The sequence below is a fragment of the Mesorhizobium shangrilense genome (assembly GCF_040537815.1).
Lineage (GTDB): Bacteria > Pseudomonadota > Alphaproteobacteria > Rhizobiales > Rhizobiaceae > Mesorhizobium > Mesorhizobium shangrilense.
This window is the reverse complement of sequence record NZ_JBEWSZ010000001.1, coordinates 120409-140374: the sequence shown is the minus strand read 5'-3', so window position 1 is coordinate 140374 and position 19966 is coordinate 120409. Positions and strand designations below refer to the sequence as shown.

Below are 19966 nucleotides of genomic sequence, written 5' to 3'. Positions count from 1 at the left end.
GGTGTTGTGTGGAGTGCCCATATTGGCCGTGAAAGTGCCGAGGTAAAGGCCCCCATTTCACCGGTGGCGTCACGACAGTTGAAAACCGCGGGCTGCCATCACCGGCAGCTCGCGGCTCAATGTCTCCGGCAAGGACAGCTATTCGTCGTCGTCCTCCTCGTCATCGTCGTCGCAGCAATCGTCGCAGCATTCCTCGCAACCGCATTTGTGGTGCTCGTGGCCTTCATGCTTGCAGCCGCATTCCTCCCAGATCGTGTAGGCCATCACGTCCAGCGTCTTGACCGGCGTCGCCGGATCGTCGCTGGTGATGATCAGTTCGCAGGCGCGCGGGCACTTCTCGTTTGCCTTGTAGCAGACGGTCAGCGCCAGGCACGAACCCGCATGCAGCGTCGCCGGGAACGGGTTGTGGACCAGCTTCCAGTGATGGCTCTTGCGCTTGAAGGCGACGCTCGTCACGTGCAGGGCGCATTCGCCGATATTGCAGATCGAGATCACCCGCTCCGTCCGGCAGCACGCCTTGACCCCGCCGAAGCACAGCGAGCCGGTGACGGCGAGCTTGCCGCTCGGCGCTTCGCCCTTGACGGCGATGTCGTGCGGACTGCCGGGATCGGTGCTGGTGACGGTGATCGTCGCCCCCTTGGCGCCAAAGCTCTTCGGCGCGAAGCGGATCGGCAGCGGCAGCGAGGCGCCGGCCCCGATCAGCAGCGGATAGAACAGCGCCTCGGGAACCAGGAAGTCCGGCGAGGACGATGTCGCTCCGGTCACCGTCAACCCGCAATGGCTGCCATTGTTGAGGATGAGCGGCTCGTCGCGGAACGACCCGACGCAGACCTTGCCGAAATTGCCGGTGTCGGCGATCAGGAGGTTGAGTTTCGGCCCCTGCGCCAGCCCAGATACGTGTACCTTGTGCGGCCCGGCCGGATCGTTGCTGAACACGGTGATGATCGCCGCCTTGAGGCCGAGGCTGGTCGGCTCGAACCGGATCGCCAGGTCGATGGCGTCGCCGACGCCGAGCTTGATCGGATAGGACAGCACGCTCGGCGTGAGGAAATCCGGCGATGACGAGACAATGTTGGTGATCGACAGCATCGCCGTGCCGCCATTGTCGATGGTCAGTTCCTCGTCGGTGAAGGAGCCGAGGCAGACATGGCCGAAATTACCCTTGTCGGCGATGCCGGTGACCACCCTGCCGGTTCCGGGCGCGACCTTGAAGAAGAACGGGTCGATGGATACCGCCACCGGGGTGACGTTGTCCGTGGCCAGCAGCGTCTTGGTGGTGAAATTGGCGTTGCGCTGGAATTTGACTCCGTTGGGGAAGTTGGCGTGGTCCGGCGTGTTGTTGGCGCTGAAGATGCCGTAGAACGAGCGCCCGACGGCCATCATGTAGAGATAGTCGCCGATATAGGGCTGGAAGCTCGCCGCCGGCGTGCTGGCCGGCGTGTTGGCCAGCGTATAGGTGTTGATAGAACCGAAATCGTTGGTCGTCAGTTCCAGCATCGTTTCCCAGCGCTGGCTGGGCGCAAGGCCGGTGACCTGCTGGTAGACGAAGCCGAGCCGGCCCGCCTCGTTGATGGCCAGTGCCGGATTGGTCGCATTGGCGATGCTGCGCAGATTGCCCGACCAGGTTGCCCCGGAATCGGTCGACTTGCGTATGTAGAGCGTATAGGTGCCGCCCGTCTGGTCACCCCAGCAGGCATAGACGACGGCGCTGTTGTTGGGGTCGACCGCGATCGAAAGATCGCCGCCGATGCGCTGCTGGCCGATGTTGAGGCCCAAGAAAGGGTTGTTAACGTTGGTAGCGATGCGCAGGCCCTGCTTGAGGTCGCCCGGATCGATCAGCGCGGTGTAGGGCGTGGCGCTGCTCGCCCAGTTGTCGTCGCGCACGATCACCACGTCAAAGGACGCGAAGCCTGGCAGGACCGCGTAGAACAGCGCGTAGACGGTGCCGTTCAGGTGGATGGCCGGCCGCGTCTGGAAGCCGTCGCGCGCAACGGTGCGCCCTTCGATGACGAAGGTGCTGGTCGCCGGCGCGGCGATTGCCGCGTCAAGCGACTGGTCGACCGTCGCCGGGATGTTGGCCGGCGCGTGGTCGTTGCTGCCGACATAGACGCGGTCCTTGCCGGCGCCGGAGCCGGAAGGAACCGTCGCCGCCTGTATGAAGGGCTGGTCGTCGTTCTTGCGCGTCGCCATTCTGAACATCGTCGTGGCGCCGGAGAAGTCGTTGGTGCGCAAGATGTCGAAATTGATCGACGAGATGCCGCCGCCGCCCCACAGTACGCCAGCGTAGAGATTGCCGCTCGTCGTCGCGAAGCGCAGTGTCTGGTCGCGTACCGGCGTGCCGGCGATGAGGTCCTTCAGGCTCCAGGTGGAGCCGCCATCGTTGGAAAAGAAGATCGGCGAATTCTTGCTGCCGGCATTAGGGCTCGGCGTGAAGGCGGTTCCGGCGATCTCCAGCGGATTGGCGGGATTGACCGCCAGATTGGGTTCGCTGTCCTGGTTGGTTTCCCCGCTCGACAAATTGGGGATCATGTTGACGACTGTGAGGACGTCCGACATCTCAGCGGCCTCCCTCTTGATCGATCAAGCGCCGCACATCGGCCTCGCGGTCCGTGGGCAGGAAATCGAGCGGATCGATCGCCTTGTGGATGGGTCTGGGCAGGTCGCGCGGATGGTCGTCCTCTTCCTCTTGCCCTGCCAGGTGCAGCAGGAAGATCCCATGCCTGCCTTCATGCAGCTTCGGCGATTTGTACCAGGCGATGTCATGGCTGTTGGCAAAGAGGACTTCGACATCTCCCTTGGGTTTCTTCCCCTTGAGAACGGTTCGCACGGCGATGCGCGCGACGCCCCATTCCGGGTCGTGCTCCGAGCGCGGCGGAAACGGTCGCTCGAGTACCCTGGAAGCCGTGACTTCGCCGGTCACGATCAGCTCGGCATGTCGCACGCGCTCGGCCAGCGGCCGCTCGACGGCGACGCGCAGCGTCTCGGCAATCTCCTCGCGCGCTTCGGTGGTGGCGCGGCGATGGCCGAGTTCACGCACCACCAGATGGTTGCCCAGGGACACGACGTCGGTGAAGAAGACGAATTCCTCACCGCTTTCGAAGATTGCCCTGTCGTCGCTGATCACGAAGGCGTCGCGGCCGCCGAGGTCGCGCAATTCGGGAGTGCTGTGCAGCACCTCGTCGATGTGGATCCTGATGGTCTTTTCCGCATCGGCGCGGCGTTCGGCGTCATCGTCATGGGTGGGGTGACCACGGTCCGGCATGGACCTGCCCCGGAATACGAAACCGGCTTCCTCCGGGCGTCGTTCGTCGGTGCTCATGGCGCACTCCTCCCTCCGGACGAAACGTCCGCAATGAAACGATGGCTATGGCCGTCCCGAAAACCCGGGCGCGCAGGCGCCGAACCCCCGGCAAACAAATCGCGCCGGCGCCCAGCCGGAACGTTAGCGCTGTGCGCGCGCCGATATGTCGGCCGCCCGCCTTGGCAGGAAGAAACGCACAAGCGCGATACCGATGACGAGGCCAAGCGCGGCTTCGCTGAAATCAATCAGAAAATAGACCCAGCTCAGCTGGAATTCGCCGCTCAGGATGGTCGCGAAGGCGCCTGCGGCGACAACCGCCAGAACGGACAGAATGGCCCGCATTCGGCCGTTCGTGGTGCGCCAGACCAGCGCTCCCAATACGGCTCCAAGGATGACAGGCACGATTTCGTCCATGACATAACCCTCCCGTCAGCGGGCTTTGTTTAAAGTCGCCAAACGTCATCGGGATATAATAGGCTCACAAAATCGTATTGCCGGGATAATATACACCCCGACTTATGATCTGTCACTAATATTTGAGCGGAAGCGAATTGTTGAACAATACACAAATCTAACCGTTCAATTTTTATTTCATATTGCCGAAAATCATTGATACGCAGAAATGGCATCTTAGCCAGCTTAACGTCGCGCGCCGAAATCATCGAGACGCGCCATGACGGCCTGCCCTACGGCAATCGGTGCGCTGGCGAACGGCCGGGCAAAGGTCGGGAGGCCCACGACCCGGAAATCCGGCGTCTCCCCTTGTTCGACGCCCCCGTCAGCTTATTTATCCGCGCGTTGCCAATAGGTTACAGACTCGGCGCCGCGACGAGCCTAGAACTCGACCCGCTGAGGGTTGAATTCGATGCGCATTGCACTGGCTATCGGGATGTCCTTGCTCGGAATGGGCACGGCCTATGCCGCCGATGTGCTGGAACCGGCAGCCGCCGCCCCGTCGTTTTCCTGGTCCGGCGTCTATGTGGGCGTCCAGGGCGGATTTTCGTGGGTCGATACCAGCATCACGCTTCCCGGTACCGCAGGCATCGAGAGCTCACCCTCACCCAACGCTTTCACCCTGGGCGGCCAGGCCGGATATCGCTATCAATTCGACAACAACGTCGTCCTCGGCGTCGAAGGCGATCTCTACAGCTATTTCAACAAGGAAGATGGCGCACCGTTCAACATACCCCCCGGCGGTGAGTCCGTTACCGTCAACTACGGCGGGTCGTTGCGCGGCCAGGCCGGCTACGCCTTCGACCGCTTCCTGCCCTACGTCACTGGTGGCGTGGCGTTCATCAACTATGATGGCGGTGCCAGTACTACCTTCCCCGGCCCGATTGTTCCCGGAGGCGGCTACAGCGGAACCAAGGCTGGATGGACCGTGGGTGCGGGCCTTGCCTACGCCTTCACCGATCACTTCATCGCCAATGTCGACTATCGCTATACCGACTTTGGCAGCACGAACTTTGACACTCCGGGGGCCGGCAACGGCAGCACCGACGTGGAGCTGAAGGAAAACGCTCTCAAGATCGGCTTCAGCTACAAGTTCTGAGCCCTGGCCGGGTCGAGCCGCTGAGATATGACTTCCCGGCCTTCCTCGGAATTCCAGCATCCTTCAGCGCCACGGGCCGAACGCTTGCGCAAATCGAGATCGGCCTCGACATGATGGACCAGCCATGAAACCGACCATCCGCACGCTGTCGCTGCCGGAACTGGCTGAACTCATCGACTGGGCGGCGGCCGAAGGCTGGAATCCCGGCCTGGACGATGCCGCCGCCTTCCAGCCCGCCGACCCCCTGGGTTTCATCGGCGCCTTTGTCGGCAGCGAAATGGTCGCCGCCATCTCGGCCGTCGCCTATGGCGGCGATTTCGGCTTCATCGGCCTCTACATCTGCCGGCCCGACATGCGCGGCAAGGGCTATGGCAAGGCGGTGTGGAACGCCGGCATGGCCAGGCTCGCCGGCCGCACCATCGGCCTCGACGGCGTCGAGGCGCAGCTGGCCAATTACCGCCGCCAGGGGTTTCGGCCGGCCTACGAAACCATCCGCTTCAGCGGGCGCGGCGCGATCCCGGCCGTCAGGCGCGAAGGCCTGCACGCGGTGACCAGGCAAATCGTGCCCGACATCATCGTCCCCGACATCATCGCCTACGACGCCTGTTGCTTCCCCGCGCCCAGGCATGCCTTCCTGCAGCGCTGGCTGCTGGCACCCCACCATGGACTGGCGGCGATCGGCGCACGCGGCACCACCGGCTACGCCGTCGCGCGCCGCTGCCGCTCGGGCTTCAAGATCGGCCCGCTGTTCGCCGACGACCTCGACACCGCCCTGCATCTGCTGGACGGGCTGTCGGAAGCCTGCCAGGGCGGAGACCTGCACATCGACGTCCCCGCTGAAAACACCCCCTTCATCGCCGCCCTCGAAGCGTCGGGCTTTGCGCCCACCTTCACCACCACGCGCATGTACAAGGGCCCGGCGCCGGCGCTCGATGCCTCGCGGATATTCGGGGTGACGACGCTGGAGTTGGGGTGATGGGAGTTTGGGAATAGTATTGTGATCTCTAGGCGTTAGCACCGGGACTTAACGATCCAAAGCCAGCGCCGCCCCTCATCGCCCTGCCGGGCACTTCTCCCCGTACAGTGACGGGGAGAAGGACGCCGTCGCCTATGATTTCGCCAATTGTCAACGCTGCAGAAAGAGCGCGGAGGGTCGCGACAGCGCCCCTCTCCCCGTCACTATACGGGGAGAGGATGCCGGCAGGCAGGTGAGGGGCAGCGCGAGTGTGGACAGGTCAAACTCCCCGCTTCAACGCTGAATCATCTCACTGGATTCTCCACAACGCTCCGCCCCCTCACCCCGGCGCGCCCGCAAACAGCACCACGCCATCGCCGCCGGCCGCCGGCCAATCCCTGATCGTGCGGTCGTAGCCGCCGGTCAGCACTGTGCCGTCCGGCGCGAAGGCCACCGCGTAGATCGGGCCGGAATGGCTGTCGAACTCCGCAAGTTCGTTGCCGGTGTCGACATCCCACAGCCGCGCGGTGCCGTCGAGCGAGCCGGACAAGAGGCGCTTGCCGTCGGCCGACAGCGCGAGCGCGTAGACCGTGCCCTCATGACCTTCGAAGCGGCGCAGCTCGCGCCCTGTGTCGAGGTCCCAGAGTTTTATGGTCAGGTCGCCGCTGCCGGTGAAGACATGGTGGCCATCGGCGGTGAACACCGCGCCATAGGTGCCCTGCTCGTGGCCGTGCCAGCTGCGCAGCTGCTTGCCGGTTTCGACGTCCCACAGTTTCAGCGTGCCCTCGATGCTGCCTGACAGCGCCTGGCTGCCGTCGGGCGAGACGGCCACCGCGCTGACCGACCAGTCATGGCCGGGCATGACATGCAGCACCGTGCCCTTGTCGATATCCCAGACGATGACCGCGCCGGTCTCGTGGCCGCTGACGGCGCGCTTGCCGTCCGGCGTGATGGCGAGCTTGTTGGCGCCGCCATTGCCGCCCGAGGAAAACACCCGCAGCACCGTACCGTCAGACAGTTTCCGCAGCACGATCTCGCCATCGTCGCCCGCCGTCAGCGCGCTCACCCCGTCGGGCATGAACAGCGCCGTGCGCGCCATGTCCTTGTGCATGCCCAGCGTGCGGATCAGCCGCTTGCCATCGATATCCCACAGCTTGATCATGTGATCGGTACTGGCGCTGAGGATCGAATGCCCGTCGGGTGCCACCGAGAGCCAGACCACGGCGTCGCGATGACCGTCGGCCAGCGCCGGCGCGGGCGGCGGATTTTCCGGCAGCGGCGCAACGGTCGGAGCCGGCGCGGCCGGCGGAATGGCCGCGACCTCGGGCGGTTGCAAGGGCGGCGACGGCGCCATTGGCTGCGCGGGCGCAGGCGTCTTTGCCGCCTGCTCGGCTGATGAAGCAGCCGGTGGTATCGGCTGAACTGGCACGGTCGGCGGGTTTGCCGGTGGCGCGCTGGCGACCTCCTGGCTCTTCGGTTCGCCAGCCTTGGCTTCGCTGGCCTCGCCGGTCTTGGTCCGACTGGGCGACGCCACCTCGCCGCCGGAATGATCAGCCCACCGGGAAGCAAACCCGTCCGCAGCCAGCGCCAGAACGGCAACCATCGGCACCACCAGAAAGGCACGCCGCAGGCGCGGCCGGCCTGTGTCCTGTGTCTCCGCCGCCCGGCCGAACAACGGCGCCCCGGGCTGATGGCTGGGCCGTCCCGGCAACAGGCCGGCCCAGAACATGACAGCGCCGATGAGGCAGGCGAGCGCCGCCGTTGCGAACACCACCACGCGCAGGGTGGCGGGATCGCGCCACGAATGCCGAAGGCTGCTCCAGGCGAAATCCGCCGGCGGCCAGGCATGCACAAGGCAGGCGATGGCGGCCGCCAGCGGCAAAAGCGCAAACACCCTGTCGGCAACCTTGTTCATCGCGGCTCAGCGTCCGGCGGCGGAACATCGTCGCGGCTGTCCAGCAGCAGTGACAGGCGCCGCGTGGAGGCGCTCTCGACAATCAGTTCTTCCAGGTCATGGTCGGAAAGGTCCGTCTTCAGCCGCCGCCGAACCGCAGCGATTGCCCTGTGCATCGACACGGGAACGTTGTGCGCCTGGTCGTCCAGATAGGCGCCGATTTCCAGCACCGCATCGACATCGATATTTCGCGGCAATGATCGCATAGAGAATTACCCCACGCCGATCTTACGCAGCGTCGGCAAAGAGTCGAGTACCAGCCCAGGTCAGGATGACATCTGTCGTCATCGTGATCCGGCTCTTCATGCTCAGGCGCGCGACGGCCTCTACACGCCAAGCTCACGAAAATGCGACGGTTATCAATCTGGAAAATCCGGAACCATCGCCTCGTTTCGACGTTGGGCCGGGCATTCGACCGTGAGGCAAATCTTGATTCCTGTCCCGAAGAAGCCGACCCCGAAGGGTTCCACGAGCCTGCCCGCCAACGACAACAAGACGCCCGTGGGCCAGGAAGTCCTGGACTTTCTGCGGGTGCTGATCCCGCAGGACGATGCGGCCGCCGATGCGCTTTGCCGGCGTGGCGAGCGCACGGCGAACGTTGTCTTTGTCGTGATGTGTATCTGCCTCATCGCCATTCCCCTGCTCTTCGCCAGTGTGTTCTATGTCGGAGTGGCCGTTGTTCCCTAGACACGCCAGCTGGTACGAGTGATCTCTTCGCCTACTTCAATTCCACCCACACCGGCGCATGATCGCTGGCGCCGTCCTCGCTCCGCACGTGGCGGTCGATGCCGGCGGCGGTCAGCCGGCGCGCCAGTGTCTTCGTTAAAAGGATATGGTCGAGCCGCAGGCCCGCATCGCGCGGCCAGCGGTTCCGGCGATAATCCCAGAACGTATAGAGCGTTTCCTTCGGATGCTTCTTGCGCAGTGCATCCGTCCAGCCCTGCTCGATCAGCGCGGCGAAGGCGGCCCGGCTTTCCGGCTGCACCAGTGCGTTGTCATCATAGGAGCGCGTGGCATAGATGTCGCGTGGCTCGGGCACGATGTTGAAGTCGCCGGCCAGCACCACCGGCAGCCCGGTGTCGAGGAGCTGTTCGGCATGCGCCTCCAGCCGTGCATGCCAGGCGAGCTTGTAGGCGAATTTCGGCCCTGGCCGCGGATTGCCGTTCGGCGCATAGAGACAGGCGATGACGATGCCGTTCACCGCCGCCTCGATGTAGCGGCTCTGCTTGTCACCGTCGTCGCCGGGCAAGGCATCGCGCGTCAGCACCGGCTCCGCGCCACGCGCGATGATCGCAACCCCGTTCCATGTCGGCTCCCCCTTCCACACCGCGCCATAGCCGGCATCGGCAAGCACGGTGCGCGGAAACTGCATGTCGCGCGCCTTCAGTTCCTGCAGGCACACGACATCGGGTTTCGCCACGGCCAGCCATGCCAGCAGGTTTTCCAGCCGGCTGTTGATGTTGTTGATGTTGAAGGTGGCGAGTTTCATGGGGGGTATGAAAGCAGGAAGGCGAAGCGGGGGGCAAGGGTGGTTGCGGCGCGCTCGGCGTTTGGCGTTGCTTCCCGGCCAATGTCGGCGCCGCCCCTCATCCGCCTGCCGGCACCTTCTCCCCGTATACTGACGGGGAGAAGAGAGCTGTCGCAACCCTCGGCGCCTTCTTTGCAACGTTAGAGATTGGCGAAATCAGCAATGACAGCGTCTTTCTCCCCGTCACTATACGGGGAGAAATGTCCGGCAGGACAATGAGGGGCGGCGCCAACGCTGGAAGCAAACGATCCAACCCGACGCAATCGCTAGTCTAAATCCTGCACCCAATCCCTCACCGTCTCCGCCAGCGTCTTCAAATGGTCGCCAGTGGAAAACCCCGAAACGCTCTTGCGCGGCTTGAGGTCATGGTCGCCATCCTCCAGCCAGACCACCTCGATCTGGTCAGACAGCCCATAACCGGCCACCTCGTCCTTCGTGCCGAACTCATCCCGCGTGCCCTGAAAAATCAGCGTCGACGTCTTGAGCCCCACCAGGTGTTTCGTCCGCAACTGCTCGGGCTTGGCCGGCGGATGGAAGGGATAGCCGAGGCAGACCAGCCCGGCGATCTCGCCCTTGGCAAACATCTCGTCCGCAACCATCGAGGCGACGCGCCCACCCATCGACTTGCCGCCGATGATGAGCTTGCCCGTAACGCCCCTGGCCCTCAGATCGGCGATCGCCTTGATGTATTCCGGGTTCACCGTCTCGGCCCGCGGCGGCGGCTTGCGGTGGCCGTAGCGGCGCGCAGCCATGTAGTGGAATTCGAAGCGCGCGACCTGGAAGCCCGAGGCGGCCAGCGCCTTGGCGGTAGCGGTCATGGAGGGGGAATCCATCGACGCGCCCGCGCCGTGGGCGAGCAGGATGGTTGTTGGCGCAGTGTCGTCACCGTCGAAGAGGAAGGTGGTCATGGTGTGATCTCCCGCGCGACGGCGACGCTGCCAATCTCCCCCCTTGTGGGGGAGATGCCCGGCAGGGCAGAGGGGGGCGCGAAGGAATGCCAGCCTTCGGCCAGGTTTGCGTGCGGGAAAACGCTCTGAAATTGGCCGGTCTGTCGGCGGGACAGCGCCCCCCTCTGTCCTGCCGGACATCTCCCCCACAAGGGGGGAGATCGGCTGTCATCGCGGCTTTCGCCAATCATGATCACCCCGCCGTCCGCGCCAGTTGCATATCCACGAACTGCACCCCCTTGGCCGCCACGCCGGCCCATTCCGAATCCGCGTCAAGCTCCAGATACCGCGCCCATAGCCGCCGCGCCTCGGCGAGGTTGCCGGCGTCGAATTCCAGCCTCGCCAGATTGAACACCGGATCGGCATAATTCCTGTCGAGCGCGATGGCCTTCTGCAGGTGCCGTCGCGCCGAGGCGTCGCGGCCTTGCTCGCTCATCAGCCCGGCGAGGTTGAACCAGGCTTCGACGAAGGCCGGGTCGAGCTTGATCGCGCGGGCATAGTCGTGCGCGGCTTCAGCCGCATGGCCGCCGGCGCGCAGGCAGTTGGCGCGGTTGAAGGCGGCAATCGCATCGGTCGGGTCGATGGCAAGGCAGCGCTGGTAGAGCGCGGCCGCACCATCATGGTCGCCGGCCTCCTCCGCCGCTTCGGCCTCGGCAAACAACTCTTCCAACGTGTCGTCGCCATGTGCTGCGCTACCCAGATCGAACAGCAATTGCCCGTCAAGCTCGCTCTGGCCGCCTTCGAGATAGATCGCGTCCGCGCGCCCAAATGCCGAGCCGACATTGAGCGACTTGGCGGTGAGCGAGGCCACCGGGCCGGAGCGATGCACGGACCGCGCGATCGCCCCCCAGGTCGCCCCGCCTGCCACCAGCCCGGCATATTTGCGCGCCAGGATCAGGTCGCGGAAGGAATAGGGTTCCGCGTCATGCTCGAAGGCATCGAACAGCGAGAGCAGGTCGAGATCGGCGCCGGAGAGTCGCGACTGGTCGATCAGCGACTGCCGCGACAGCGAAGACGCCTCCGGCGCCTTCATCAGCTCGAGCAGGCGCAGGAAACCGTTCTCGCTGATCAGTATGCGCCCGGCCGCACGCTCGGCGGCGACGCGGCGCTCGATCCCGGCGTCGCCGTTTTTGGTCAGCGCCGCCTTGACGAGCAGTGTGCGGCCAAACACGACATGCGTGGTGCGCCTGGTGACGCCGCGTCGCAACTGGCCGTGCTGGCGCTCCACCTCGCGCGCGGCGAGCCTGAGTGGAAACGCCGCCAACGCCCCGATGCTGCCAAAGACGGCCCCAGTGACCGTGACGGCCGGTGCCGTCACTTCTTGCTCTTGCCGACCGCCTTGAGCAGACTGGCCTTCAGCGGATTTTCAGCCGCGCCACCCGCTGCCACCTTCTTGGCGGCGGGTTTTGCTGTTTCGTCGGCCTTGCTCTTCGACTTGGCCGGCGGCTTCGACTGCGACAGGCTGGCCTTCAGCGCATCCATGAGGTTGATGACATTGCCGCGCTCGGGTGCGGCCGCGATGATCGGCTTGTGGCCCTTCAGCTTCTCGCGGATCATCGCCATCAGCGCGATCTCGTAGCGGTCCTCGTAATTCTTCGGATCGAAGGTGGTTTCCTTCTGCTTGATCAGCGCTTCGGCGAGCTCAAGCATTTCCTGGTCGGGCTTGCCAGCTGGGATGTTGCCGAAATACTCAGCCGTGCCACGCACTTCGTTCGGGTTCCTCAACGTGCACACGAACATGCCGTTCTCGCGCGCGCCGATCGTCACCACCCGCTCGCGGCTGGACAGCACCAGCCGGGCGATCGCCAGCTTGCCGGATTTGCGCATGGCTTCGCGCAGCACGGCAAAGGTTTCCTCGGCCATCGCGCCGTCCGGCGCCAGGTAGTAGGGCGCGTCCTGGTAGATGACGTCGACCTCGCCCTCGTCGACGAAGGCCTCGATGTTCATCGTGTGGTTGGATTCGATCCTGACCGCGTCGAGGTCGGCATCATCGATGATGATGTACTGCTTGTCCTCATACTCATAACCCTTGACCAGGTCCGAGCGCTCGACGAGCCCCAGTTCAGGATCGACCGGCTTCATGTTGATGCGGTTATGGGTCTTCTTGTGCAGCTGATTGAACGAGATGCGCTCGCTGGTCGTCGTCGCCGGATAAAGCCGGACCGGACAGCTGACGAGGCTGAGCTTGAGGTAACCCTTCCAACTTGCCCTGGGCGCCATGATACACTCCTACGCGGCCATGCACTGTCACACCGGTGCAGCGCTGTTCGTCCGCAGGACGAATAAGGCTGCGTAAATCCTACACCGACCCCGCACAATACCGGCAAATTCCCAACGAAGTGTTTTAGGGCGCCGGAAGGGTCGCGGGCGGAGGATAGTTCAAATTGTAGCGAGCGTCGATGGATCTGGCGGGCGGGTAGTGCGTCAGTTTGAATTCTCGTGCCTGAAGACGCGAGTCGCTCCTTCTTCGGGCTCGATCACCAGCACGACGTTTTCTGGGTTTTGCCAGGGCAGCGACATCACGTAGGTCGCAAAGTCGTCTTCAGGGAAATGTTTGAAGCCGCCGCCGGCTACAAACATTTGCGGGTGCTTGCTGCCGCCAAAGCTATCCTCGACGCTGTTAAGTTGTTGGAAGGGGCCGGCGCGCTCAGCCAGCCATTCCTGTATGCGCTCAAAGAGAACAGGCCGACCGTTCGGGCTCGAACAGTCTTCGGCAGAGGATGTACAAAGCACCACACCGCTCACTACACTCACTTTGGTGCCTCCGAGGATAAGCGCGCTTTTCACACAATTTACACGCTGCAGGACAGAGGGGGCGCGAAGGAACTCAACGTTTCTCGCTTATCCTGACTTGTCCACCGCCGGCAAATCCCGCGCAAACTCATCAATCTCCGCCCACGGATCGCCCGACGTCTCCAGCAGCCCCGGCAGCGAGGAATAGTTCAGATCCTGCGGCGCATCGATCGCTTCCAGGTCCGCCCAGCTTACCGGCGTCGAGGCCGGCAGATTGGTCCGCGCCCGCAGCGAATAGGGAGCGGCAGAGGTGTGGCCGCGTGCGTTGCGGTGATAGTCGATGAAGATGCGCCGCTTGCGGTTGTCCTTGCCCATGGTGGTTGTGAAGGTGTCGGGCGCGGTTGCCGCCAGATGCGTGGCGATGGCGCTGGTTGCCTGGTGCAGCTTCTTCCAGTTCTGTTTCTGCGTCACCGGCACGGTGATGTGGATGCCGCTGCCGCCCGAGGTCTTGGCGAAGGGCACGAGACCCAGCCCCTCCAGCTCGCCCTTGATGTGGACGGCGGCCTCCACCACCTCACGCCACGAAATCCCCTCGCCCGGGTCGAGGTCGAAGACGATCTGGTCGGGCTTGTCGAGGTTTGTCCGGTGCGTGCCCCAGGTGTGGAACTCGACGACACCGAACTGCGCCAGCGCCAAAAAACCCTTGGCGCCTTCGACCGAGAGGTAGGATTTGGTCTCGCCTTCGGAATTGGTCGCCTGGAACGTCACCACCGAGGGCGGCATGCCGGTGAAGGCGTGGCGCTGGAAGAAGCAGTCTTTTGGCAGGCCGGTCGGGCAGCGCACCAGCGACACCGGGCGGCCGAGGATGTGCGGCAGCATGAAATCGCCGACCAGCGCGTAATAGACGGCAATGTCGAGCTTGGTTGGCCCGGTCTTGCCGAACAGCCGCCGCTCCGGATTGGTCACCCAGATGGTGGCAAGGTCAGCCTCCGAGATCAGCCGCTTGCGTTTGGCCGACACCGGCGTCGACAGGCCGACATCCCTGAGGCCCTTGAACACGGCATGACGCAGCGCGTTGTCGGCGGTGCGGTTGGCATAGTGGATGTGCGCCGAAAACAGCGGCTTCACCCAGTGCATCTCCCGCATGATCTCGCGCGGCACGCCTTCGGGCGGTGTCGCCCCGGCGGTGAGCGGCTCCAGCCGTGCCAGCAGGTCTGCGGCGGTTTCGGCGTCGAAGCCGGTGCCGACCTTGCCTCGGTAGTGCAGCTCTCCCTCCTCGAACTCGGCAAGACCGAGCGCGGCCAGCCCTTCCGCAGCGTCGGAAACCGTGTAGCCGGCGATGACGAAGTCGCCATTCTTCAGTGCCTTGGTCTTGGTCCAGCTCTTGCTGCGGCCACTCTGGTAAACAGCGGTGGCCCGCTTCGACACCACGCCTTCGAGACCGAACTCCGTTGCCTGGTCGTACAGTCCCTGCCCCGAGCCTTCGACATGGTCGGAAAACTGGATAGCGGAGTTGGCGCCAAGGCCGCCAAGCAATTCCGCAAGCAGCGCCTTGCGCCGGATGAGCGGCGCCTTCGTCAGGTCCCAGCCATCGAGATGCAGCAGGTCGAAGGCATAGAAATGCAGCTTGCTGCCGGCACCCTCGGCCAGCGCATCCTGCAACAGCGCGAAGCGGCTGATACCCTTGCCATCGAGCACGACGATCTCGCCGTCGATGATGGCGTCCCGGCACGGCAGTTTGGCGAAGGCATGCGGCAGGTCGCCATAGCGCTTCGTCCAGTCGATGCCGCCCCGGGTGATCAGCTTGACCACGCCATCGGCCAGATGCGCCATGGTGCGATAGCCGTCGAACTTGATCTCGTGCAGCCAGGATTCGTTCGTATGCTCGGCCGGGCCCTCGCCGCCCGGCGGCCTCAGTACCTGCGTCGCCAGCTGCGGCTCGATGCGGCCGGGCGCCGGGGCCTTCACCGCGCCCGGCAACGCACCGGGCTTCAGCGAGCCCGGCTTGGGCGCGGCCTTCGCCGCCGGCTTCGCGGCCTCCGCCAGTTCCTCGATGCGCAGGCCGGATTTCACGCTTTCCGGCCGCGCTTCCAGGATATCGAGCCTGGTATCGGAAGCGAGATCGCGCTCCTTGAACAGCAGCCAGTTCTTCTTCTCGCTGTCCTCGCCGGGCTTGGGCTTCAGCCGCGTCAGCATCCAGCCGCCATTGAGCTTTTCGCCGGCAAGCCGGAACTTGAAGGCGCCGGTGCGCAGGCTTTTCTCGACATCGTCCATCGGCGCCCACGTGCCGGTGTCCCAGACGATCATCGGCCCGCCGCCATATTCGCCCTCGGGAATGACGCCCTCGAAGTCGATATATTCGAGCGGATGGTCCTCGGTCTCCACCGCCAGCCGCTTGTCGGCCGGATTGAGCGAAGGCCCGCGCGGCACCGCCCAGCTCTTCAGCACATCGCCAACCTGTAGTCTGAGGTCGTAATGATCAGCGGTGGCATGGTGCTTGTGCACGACGAAGCGATTGCCGTCGGCAGTGATGAGCCCGCCGGCTGGTTCGGGCGTTTTGGTGAACTCGCGCTTGGCGCGGTAGGGTTGGAGTTTGGGCGGGGTGGTCATGGCATGCACCCCGCTCCTTCGCGGCATCGTTGCGCAAACCTCGCGGTCGTCATCCTGGGGCTTGACCCGACGATCCATGCCGTGATGCCAATCGCAAAATGCAGCGATGCAGAACCTGGACCGCCGCAGCGCTTCGATGTCACGGCCTGGATCCCAGGGTCTCCGCGACGTCGCTTCGCTCCTGCTCCGCCCTGGGATGACGAAAAGAAAGGAGCGTCTGGCATCAGGCGCTGCGTCTCACTGGTAAGTTGCAGCTCACCAAGCTCAATCGTCGGCAGCCGGCATCAACTCGAGCTCGGCTGGCGTCAGCCCTTCCCGCAGCTGGGCGAGCCGGAATTCATCCACCCAGTAGGCCTCGCCATCGACCAGCACCCGCGCGCTATACGTGCCGGCCGAAAAGCTCTGCGCGGTGATGTAGACCTTGTGGCGGTCGAGCGCCTTGCGCACCGCGGCGCGTTTGGAATTCTGGCTGGTGACGGGACTGGCCATGCACATTGCCCTCGGCCGCCCCTGAACTCAACGCCTGGCGACCTCGAGCAAGGATGGCCGAGACGGGGAGTTCTGTCAATTTCGGCGATGAAGGGCAGCAACACGAACACCACTGGCGCCTGTCGAAATCCGCTTTGCTTGAACGACATTGGCCAGCAAGCGCCAAACAACCAGGAGACACCGCCATGGCCAAGATGCTCGTCATCTACAAGATGCCCCCCGATCCCGCCGCCTTCGACCGGCATTACTTCGATATCCATGTGCCGCTGGCCAAGCAGCTTCCCGGCCTGCACCGCTACGAGATCAGCCGGCCCCCGATCGTCGACATCACGCAGGGCGAGGTGCCCTACAGGGTGGCGACGCTTTATTTCGACAGTCTGGAGGCCATGCGCACGGCCTTTGCCAGCGACATCGGCAAGGCATGCGCGGTGGACCGGCGCAAACTCGCAGGAGACGATGCCGTGACGATACTGCTTTTCGATACCGAGGCCGTGTGAACAGTCATTTCGCCGGACAAGGCCACAGGCGCATGAACGCTTCCAGCTGCAGGATGTTCTTGTCGCCATCGGCGAGACCCGGTTTCTCGGCGACAAGGCGGCGCATGGTGTCGAGCCAGGGCGTGATCGGCGCGTTGACGTCGATGCGCGGCGGGCACGCCAGTTGGCCTTCGTTCACGGCTTGCAAGCCGGCCTCGTATTCGCTGCGACAGGCAGGATCGGGACGCTGGCACCGCGCCAGGAATTGTCCCGCCGTCTCCTGCTCATCGGCCCCGGCTGGCAGCGCCACCATCGCGAGGCACATCGACAGGAGAAGGATGCGGATCGGCATGCGGGCCTCCCAGGCTATCCGGGGATCATACGCCTTTGCCCTGGAACCGGATCGCAAAAAAACCCGCCGTCTGCCGCGGCGGGTTTGGTTGCGATCACCGGCCGGATGATCACTTCACGCTTGATGGAGATGCACCCGCCGTGACACGCGAAAGCTGTTCGCGCTTGTTGAGCGTTGGCCTTTCGTAAATCTTCTTCATGATTATCCCCACAGCCCCAAATGGCTGTCTGGACGATGATACTTGCAACGCGGCTTTGTCAAGTCATCCCTGGAATACAACACAATCCAAAAGAGCCCTATCCAAGCCCACGCTGCCGCTCGCCGGACGGATGATCAGCGTAGATTTGAGGTGACCGCCGTTGCCGTGGCGCTTGAAAGCTTCCGGTACTTGTTCAGCATCGGCTTTTGGCAATCTTCTTCATCGATATTCTTCAAAACCCGAAATATCCGTCGAACGGTGATGCAGGCAGCACTGGTCCGTCAAGCCAGCGCTAGAATACAGATGCGTGAACCCGAGCAATCCTGTTCCAGCTGGCACCGCCCCTCATCGCCCAGCCGCCAGCCAGGGCCGGCGCGGTGCTGCGTCACCGACGGCGCCAGAACCGCCAGCGCCGACGCGCCTTCGGCAGGCGGCCGTCGAAATCGTCGGGGTCGCCGGCCTCGGCAATGAAGCGCCGGCGCCACGCTTCGTTGACCGCACCGCGCCGGCGCAGCAGCACCGGCGGCGCCGGCATCGCCGTCAATGTCAGGCCCAGCCTGTCGGCAATCATCCGGCACGCGTCGCCGGCGTCGCCAAGATCCTCATAGATCAGTTCCAGCGGCTCGATCCCGTGGCGCGCGAAGAAGACCGGCCAGCGCGGCTCCACCAGTTGCTGGAGCGCCTGTTCTATGCCTTCGCGTGAATAGACGGCGGTCCCGACCGCCTTGTTGTCGGAATTCCAGGCTCTGTCCTGCATGGCGATGGCCAGCGAGATCGCCTGCCCCAGCAGGTCGCGGCGGCGCAGATGCACCCACACTGGATCGGGGAACCAGTCGCTCAGCCGGACGTCCCGGCGCAGCCAGTCGAAATGCAGCGGAAACAGCTTCATCGACACGACGCCGTTGGCCGAGCGCCCCTCGTTGAGCACCAGGCGGCACCGGTCGGCCGGGGTCAGGCCTGGCGCCCAGCCGGGCTCGAAGTACTCGTCGGGCTTGCCCAGGCAGCCCGTGCTCGCCATCATCTGGCCGGCATCGTACTGCCCGAACGGGGCGTCGCCGCGACGATCACCGTCCTGTCTGTCGGCACACCGGTCATGATGCATGGCCCCCGAAATTACTGACGCCATGGACGGCTAGCCGGCGCAGTTCGAGACGCCTCACACTTCCTCGCTATCGAAAATGAACATCTCCGCGCCGCCCGTGGCGAACACCTGCACGTCGACGGCGGCCTTTTGGCCCTCGGCGCTGGCAAAGGCGGCCTGGATGGCGGCCAGGTCATCGAACAGCAAGGTAGCAACCAGGTGATATTTTGAAGGCCCTGCCGGCGTCACCACCGGCCCGCGGCTGATCTCATAGCGCCGCAGGCCCGGAATGGCCTTGGCGATGGGAATATGGGTTTCGCGGTAGTAGCGGTCGAAGGCCGCCGCGTCGCTTGGCGTACCGTACATCACCACAAGACTGGCCATCATCGTCCTCCCGAAAGCCGTTGTCTCCCGGCAGCGTGGCCGCCTTGTGCCGGTTCTGTCAATCCGCGCCTTGCCAATCCGCCCGCCTCGTCAGCACGTCAGCGCCTTGAGGATAGCCGCCTGGATGGCGGGGGTGATCTCCTGGTCGTCGGGCATGTCGGCGGGGACGTGGTCCAGCACCTGGTCGATCAGGGTCGGTATGCGCTCGCCGAAATCCATGCACAGCTTTGGCCCCTGCCGGGCGGCCAGCGTCACGGCGGCGTCGATCTGACCAAGCAGATAGTTGGTGCAGTCACGCTCCTTGCAGATGTCCAGCTCGCGGTCATGGCACATGCCCCAGAAATCGCCGGACTTGATGAGAGTATAGGCCTGATCCGGCGCGGCGACGGCGGGTGCCACGCTGGGCAGGGCCACAACCAGGGCAGACGACAGAACCATGCACCGACGCCGCATCCCAAAAACCTTCTCTCAACCGCCCCGGCACCTTGCAAGCCACCAAAAGCGATGGCTGGCGGCAGGGTGTTCGTCAATGCGCTGGACGAACAGGCTGGGGATTTCTACAAGCGCCGAAGATCGGCGGCCGGCATTGCGGCGGCCAGAACAGACGCCCTCAGTTGGAAAGACCGGACATGACCGACACGATCGTGAGAGACAGCAACGGCGCCCAGTTGAATGACGGCGACAGCGTCACCCTGATCAAGGACCTCAAGGTCAAGGGCACGTCGGAGACGATCAAGCGCGGCACGATGGTGAAGAACATCCGCCTCAACGGCAATCCCGGCGAGATCGAATGCAACACCAAACAGGTCAAGGGCCTGGTGCTGAAGACCGAGTTTGTGAAGAAGGCCTGACCACCGGGCCGCCCGCATACGGCCTGCTACCACGCCGGAGCCGCTGTCAGCCGGTACGCAGAAGATAGACCTGCTGGCGCGATCGCATTTCGGCCAGCAGCGCTGCTTCATTCGTCATGCCGTTCTGGAACAGGCCGAGCAGCGCCGCAGCCAGTATCTCCGCTTCCGGCGACGCCGCATCGTGGCCGCCAGCGGCGCAGACTTGATTGAACACGCGCTGGAGCATCGCCAGGTCGCAGGGGTAAAGCACGCATTGCTGGAAATGTGGATTGACCATCTCACGCCTCGTAACAGGGCAAGAGTACGATCTGCGCTCCCAAGCACCGGCCGCCGCGAGCTAGATCCGGTGATGCCAACATTAAGCAGGCATTCCGGCACGCCGTCTATTCACTTTGACATAGGGGCGCAAAAAAGCCCGCTATCCGAGGGGGACAAGGACGCGGGCTCTTCTACAATCGATACTTTCCGGTGACCGATCAGACAGACAACCGCCTCGCGGGGCTTTGGTTCCATGCCCCGGCTCTGTCGAAGCCGCACCGCCCTGCGGCGGCGAG

Annotated in this window: 23 protein-coding genes; 5 read left to right on the top strand and 18 right to left on the bottom strand. The window is 64.2% G+C overall.

All coding sequences use genetic code 11. The annotated features are described in order from the left end of the window. Positions 1 to 138 precede the first annotated feature (138 nt). The 3 genes from ABVQ20_RS00810 to ABVQ20_RS00800 form a co-directional block, all read right to left on the bottom strand. Entirely contained in the window at positions 139 to 2556 is a 2418-nt protein-coding gene (locus tag ABVQ20_RS00810; protein WP_354457605.1) for a choice-of-anchor D domain-containing protein, read from the bottom strand. 1 nt (position 2557) lies between these two features. Further along, positions 2558 to 3319 carry a hypothetical protein gene (locus tag ABVQ20_RS00805; RefSeq protein WP_354457604.1) on the bottom strand — a complete coding sequence of 254 codons (762 nt, stop codon included), beginning with the start codon at positions 3317 to 3319 and terminating at the stop codon, positions 2558 to 2560. A 123-nt stretch (positions 3320 to 3442) separates the two neighbouring features. Further along, positions 3443 to 3715, bottom strand: coding sequence for a hypothetical protein (locus ABVQ20_RS00800; protein ID WP_354457603.1), 273 nt, complete (start codon positions 3713 to 3715; stop codon positions 3443 to 3445). Positions 3716 to 4166: 451 nt separating this feature from the next. Here ABVQ20_RS00800 and ABVQ20_RS00795 point away from each other — a divergent pair, with 451 nt between their 5' ends. Next, a complete protein-coding gene (locus ABVQ20_RS00795) occupies positions 4167 to 4853 on the top strand; it encodes an outer membrane protein (protein ID WP_354457602.1) in 687 nt (228 codons plus the stop codon). A gap of 124 nt (positions 4854 to 4977) precedes the next feature. Continuing rightward, entirely contained in the window at positions 4978 to 5829 is an 852-nt protein-coding gene (locus ABVQ20_RS00790; protein ID WP_354457601.1) for a GNAT family N-acetyltransferase, read from the top strand. A gap of 319 nt (positions 5830 to 6148) precedes the next feature. Here the strand turns inward: ABVQ20_RS00790 and ABVQ20_RS00785 are convergent, their stop codons facing one another. Next, entirely contained in the window at positions 6149 to 7723 is a 1575-nt protein-coding gene (locus ABVQ20_RS00785; RefSeq protein ID WP_354457600.1) for a WD40 repeat domain-containing protein, read from the bottom strand. Continuing rightward, positions 7720 to 7968 (bottom strand): hypothetical protein, encoded by a 249-nt coding sequence (locus ABVQ20_RS00780; RefSeq protein WP_354457599.1) that lies wholly within the window; start codon positions 7966 to 7968, stop codon positions 7720 to 7722. Before ABVQ20_RS00780 ends, ABVQ20_RS00785 begins: the two co-directional genes overlap by 4 nt. A gap of 223 nt (positions 7969 to 8191) precedes the next feature. Here ABVQ20_RS00780 and ABVQ20_RS00775 point away from each other — a divergent pair, with 223 nt between their 5' ends. Beyond that, positions 8192 to 8449 (top strand): hypothetical protein, encoded by a 258-nt coding sequence (locus ABVQ20_RS00775; RefSeq protein ID WP_354457598.1) that lies wholly within the window; start codon positions 8192 to 8194, stop codon positions 8447 to 8449. A 31-nt stretch (positions 8450 to 8480) separates the two neighbouring features. Here ABVQ20_RS00775 and ABVQ20_RS00770 read toward each other — a convergent pair whose 3' ends face one another. The 7 genes from ABVQ20_RS00770 to ABVQ20_RS00740 all read right to left on the bottom strand — a co-directional run bounded on the left by ABVQ20_RS00770 (position 8481) and on the right by ABVQ20_RS00740 (position 16069). Then, positions 8481 to 9251, bottom strand: coding sequence for an exodeoxyribonuclease III (locus tag ABVQ20_RS00770; RefSeq protein ID WP_354457597.1), 771 nt, complete (start codon positions 9249 to 9251; stop codon positions 8481 to 8483). A gap of 305 nt (positions 9252 to 9556) precedes the next feature. Then, complete coding sequence (locus tag ABVQ20_RS00765; protein ID WP_354457596.1) at positions 9557 to 10198, bottom strand: alpha/beta hydrolase family protein; 642 nt, start codon at positions 10196 to 10198, stop codon at positions 9557 to 9559. A 232-nt stretch (positions 10199 to 10430) separates the two neighbouring features. Then, on the bottom strand, positions 10431 to 11555 hold the full coding sequence (locus ABVQ20_RS00760) for a tetratricopeptide repeat protein (protein WP_354457595.1): 1125 nt from the start codon (positions 11553 to 11555) through the stop codon (positions 10431 to 10433). Beyond that, positions 11552 to 12457 (bottom strand): non-homologous end joining protein Ku, encoded by a 906-nt coding sequence (ku, locus tag ABVQ20_RS00755; RefSeq protein ID WP_354457594.1) that lies wholly within the window; start codon positions 12455 to 12457, stop codon positions 11552 to 11554. The genes ABVQ20_RS00760 and ku overlap by 4 nt, the downstream gene beginning before the upstream one ends. Before the next feature lie 204 nt (positions 12458 to 12661). Further along, positions 12662 to 12991: a hypothetical protein gene (locus ABVQ20_RS00750; RefSeq protein ID WP_354457593.1), complete on the bottom strand. Its 330-nt coding sequence runs from the start codon at positions 12989 to 12991 to the stop codon at positions 12662 to 12664. An 87-nt stretch (positions 12992 to 13078) separates the two neighbouring features. Beyond that, positions 13079 to 15580, bottom strand: a complete 2502-nt coding sequence (ligD, locus tag ABVQ20_RS00745) for a DNA ligase D (RefSeq protein ID WP_354457592.1) — start codon at positions 15578 to 15580, stop codon at positions 13079 to 13081. A gap of 264 nt (positions 15581 to 15844) precedes the next feature. Then, positions 15845 to 16069 (bottom strand): hypothetical protein, encoded by a 225-nt coding sequence (locus ABVQ20_RS00740; protein ID WP_354457591.1) that lies wholly within the window; start codon positions 16067 to 16069, stop codon positions 15845 to 15847. Positions 16070 to 16254: 185 nt separating this feature from the next. On the opposite strand from ABVQ20_RS00740, the gene ABVQ20_RS00735 reads away from it, so the two are divergent. Then, complete coding sequence (locus ABVQ20_RS00735) at positions 16255 to 16566, top strand: EthD family reductase (RefSeq protein WP_354457590.1); 312 nt, start codon at positions 16255 to 16257, stop codon at positions 16564 to 16566. A gap of 4 nt (positions 16567 to 16570) precedes the next feature. Here ABVQ20_RS00735 and ABVQ20_RS00730 read toward each other — a convergent pair whose 3' ends face one another. The 5 genes from ABVQ20_RS00730 to ABVQ20_RS00715 all read right to left on the bottom strand — a co-directional run bounded on the left by ABVQ20_RS00730 (position 16571) and on the right by ABVQ20_RS00715 (position 18999). After that, positions 16571 to 16897, bottom strand: a complete 327-nt coding sequence (locus tag ABVQ20_RS00730) for a hypothetical protein (RefSeq protein WP_354457589.1) — start codon at positions 16895 to 16897, stop codon at positions 16571 to 16573. A 109-nt stretch (positions 16898 to 17006) separates the two neighbouring features. Beyond that, positions 17007 to 17096, bottom strand: a complete 90-nt coding sequence (locus ABVQ20_RS40455; protein WP_435528313.1) for a putative RiPP precursor — start codon at positions 17094 to 17096, stop codon at positions 17007 to 17009. 385 nt (positions 17097 to 17481) lie between these two features. Next, positions 17482 to 18222: a Stf0 family sulfotransferase gene (locus ABVQ20_RS00725; RefSeq protein ID WP_354457588.1), complete on the bottom strand. Its 741-nt coding sequence runs from the start codon at positions 18220 to 18222 to the stop codon at positions 17482 to 17484. 30 nt (positions 18223 to 18252) lie between these two features. Then, a complete protein-coding gene (locus tag ABVQ20_RS00720; protein WP_354457587.1) occupies positions 18253 to 18561 on the bottom strand; it encodes an EthD family reductase in 309 nt (102 codons plus the stop codon). A 90-nt stretch (positions 18562 to 18651) separates the two neighbouring features. Next, positions 18652 to 18999 carry a hypothetical protein gene (locus ABVQ20_RS00715; RefSeq protein WP_354457586.1) on the bottom strand — a complete coding sequence of 116 codons (348 nt, stop codon included), beginning with the start codon at positions 18997 to 18999 and terminating at the stop codon, positions 18652 to 18654. Between the two features lie 191 nt (positions 19000 to 19190). On the opposite strand from ABVQ20_RS00715, the gene ABVQ20_RS00710 reads away from it, so the two are divergent. Continuing rightward, the gene (locus ABVQ20_RS00710) at positions 19191 to 19412 is read left to right on the top strand and encodes an alkylphosphonate utilization protein (RefSeq protein ID WP_354457585.1); all 222 of its coding nucleotides are present in this window, start codon (positions 19191 to 19193) and stop codon (positions 19410 to 19412) included. A gap of 46 nt (positions 19413 to 19458) precedes the next feature. Here ABVQ20_RS00710 and ABVQ20_RS00705 read toward each other — a convergent pair whose 3' ends face one another. Beyond that, positions 19459 to 19689: a hypothetical protein gene (locus tag ABVQ20_RS00705; RefSeq protein ID WP_354457584.1), complete on the bottom strand. Its 231-nt coding sequence runs from the start codon at positions 19687 to 19689 to the stop codon at positions 19459 to 19461. Positions 19690 to 19966: the final 277 nt, after the last annotated feature.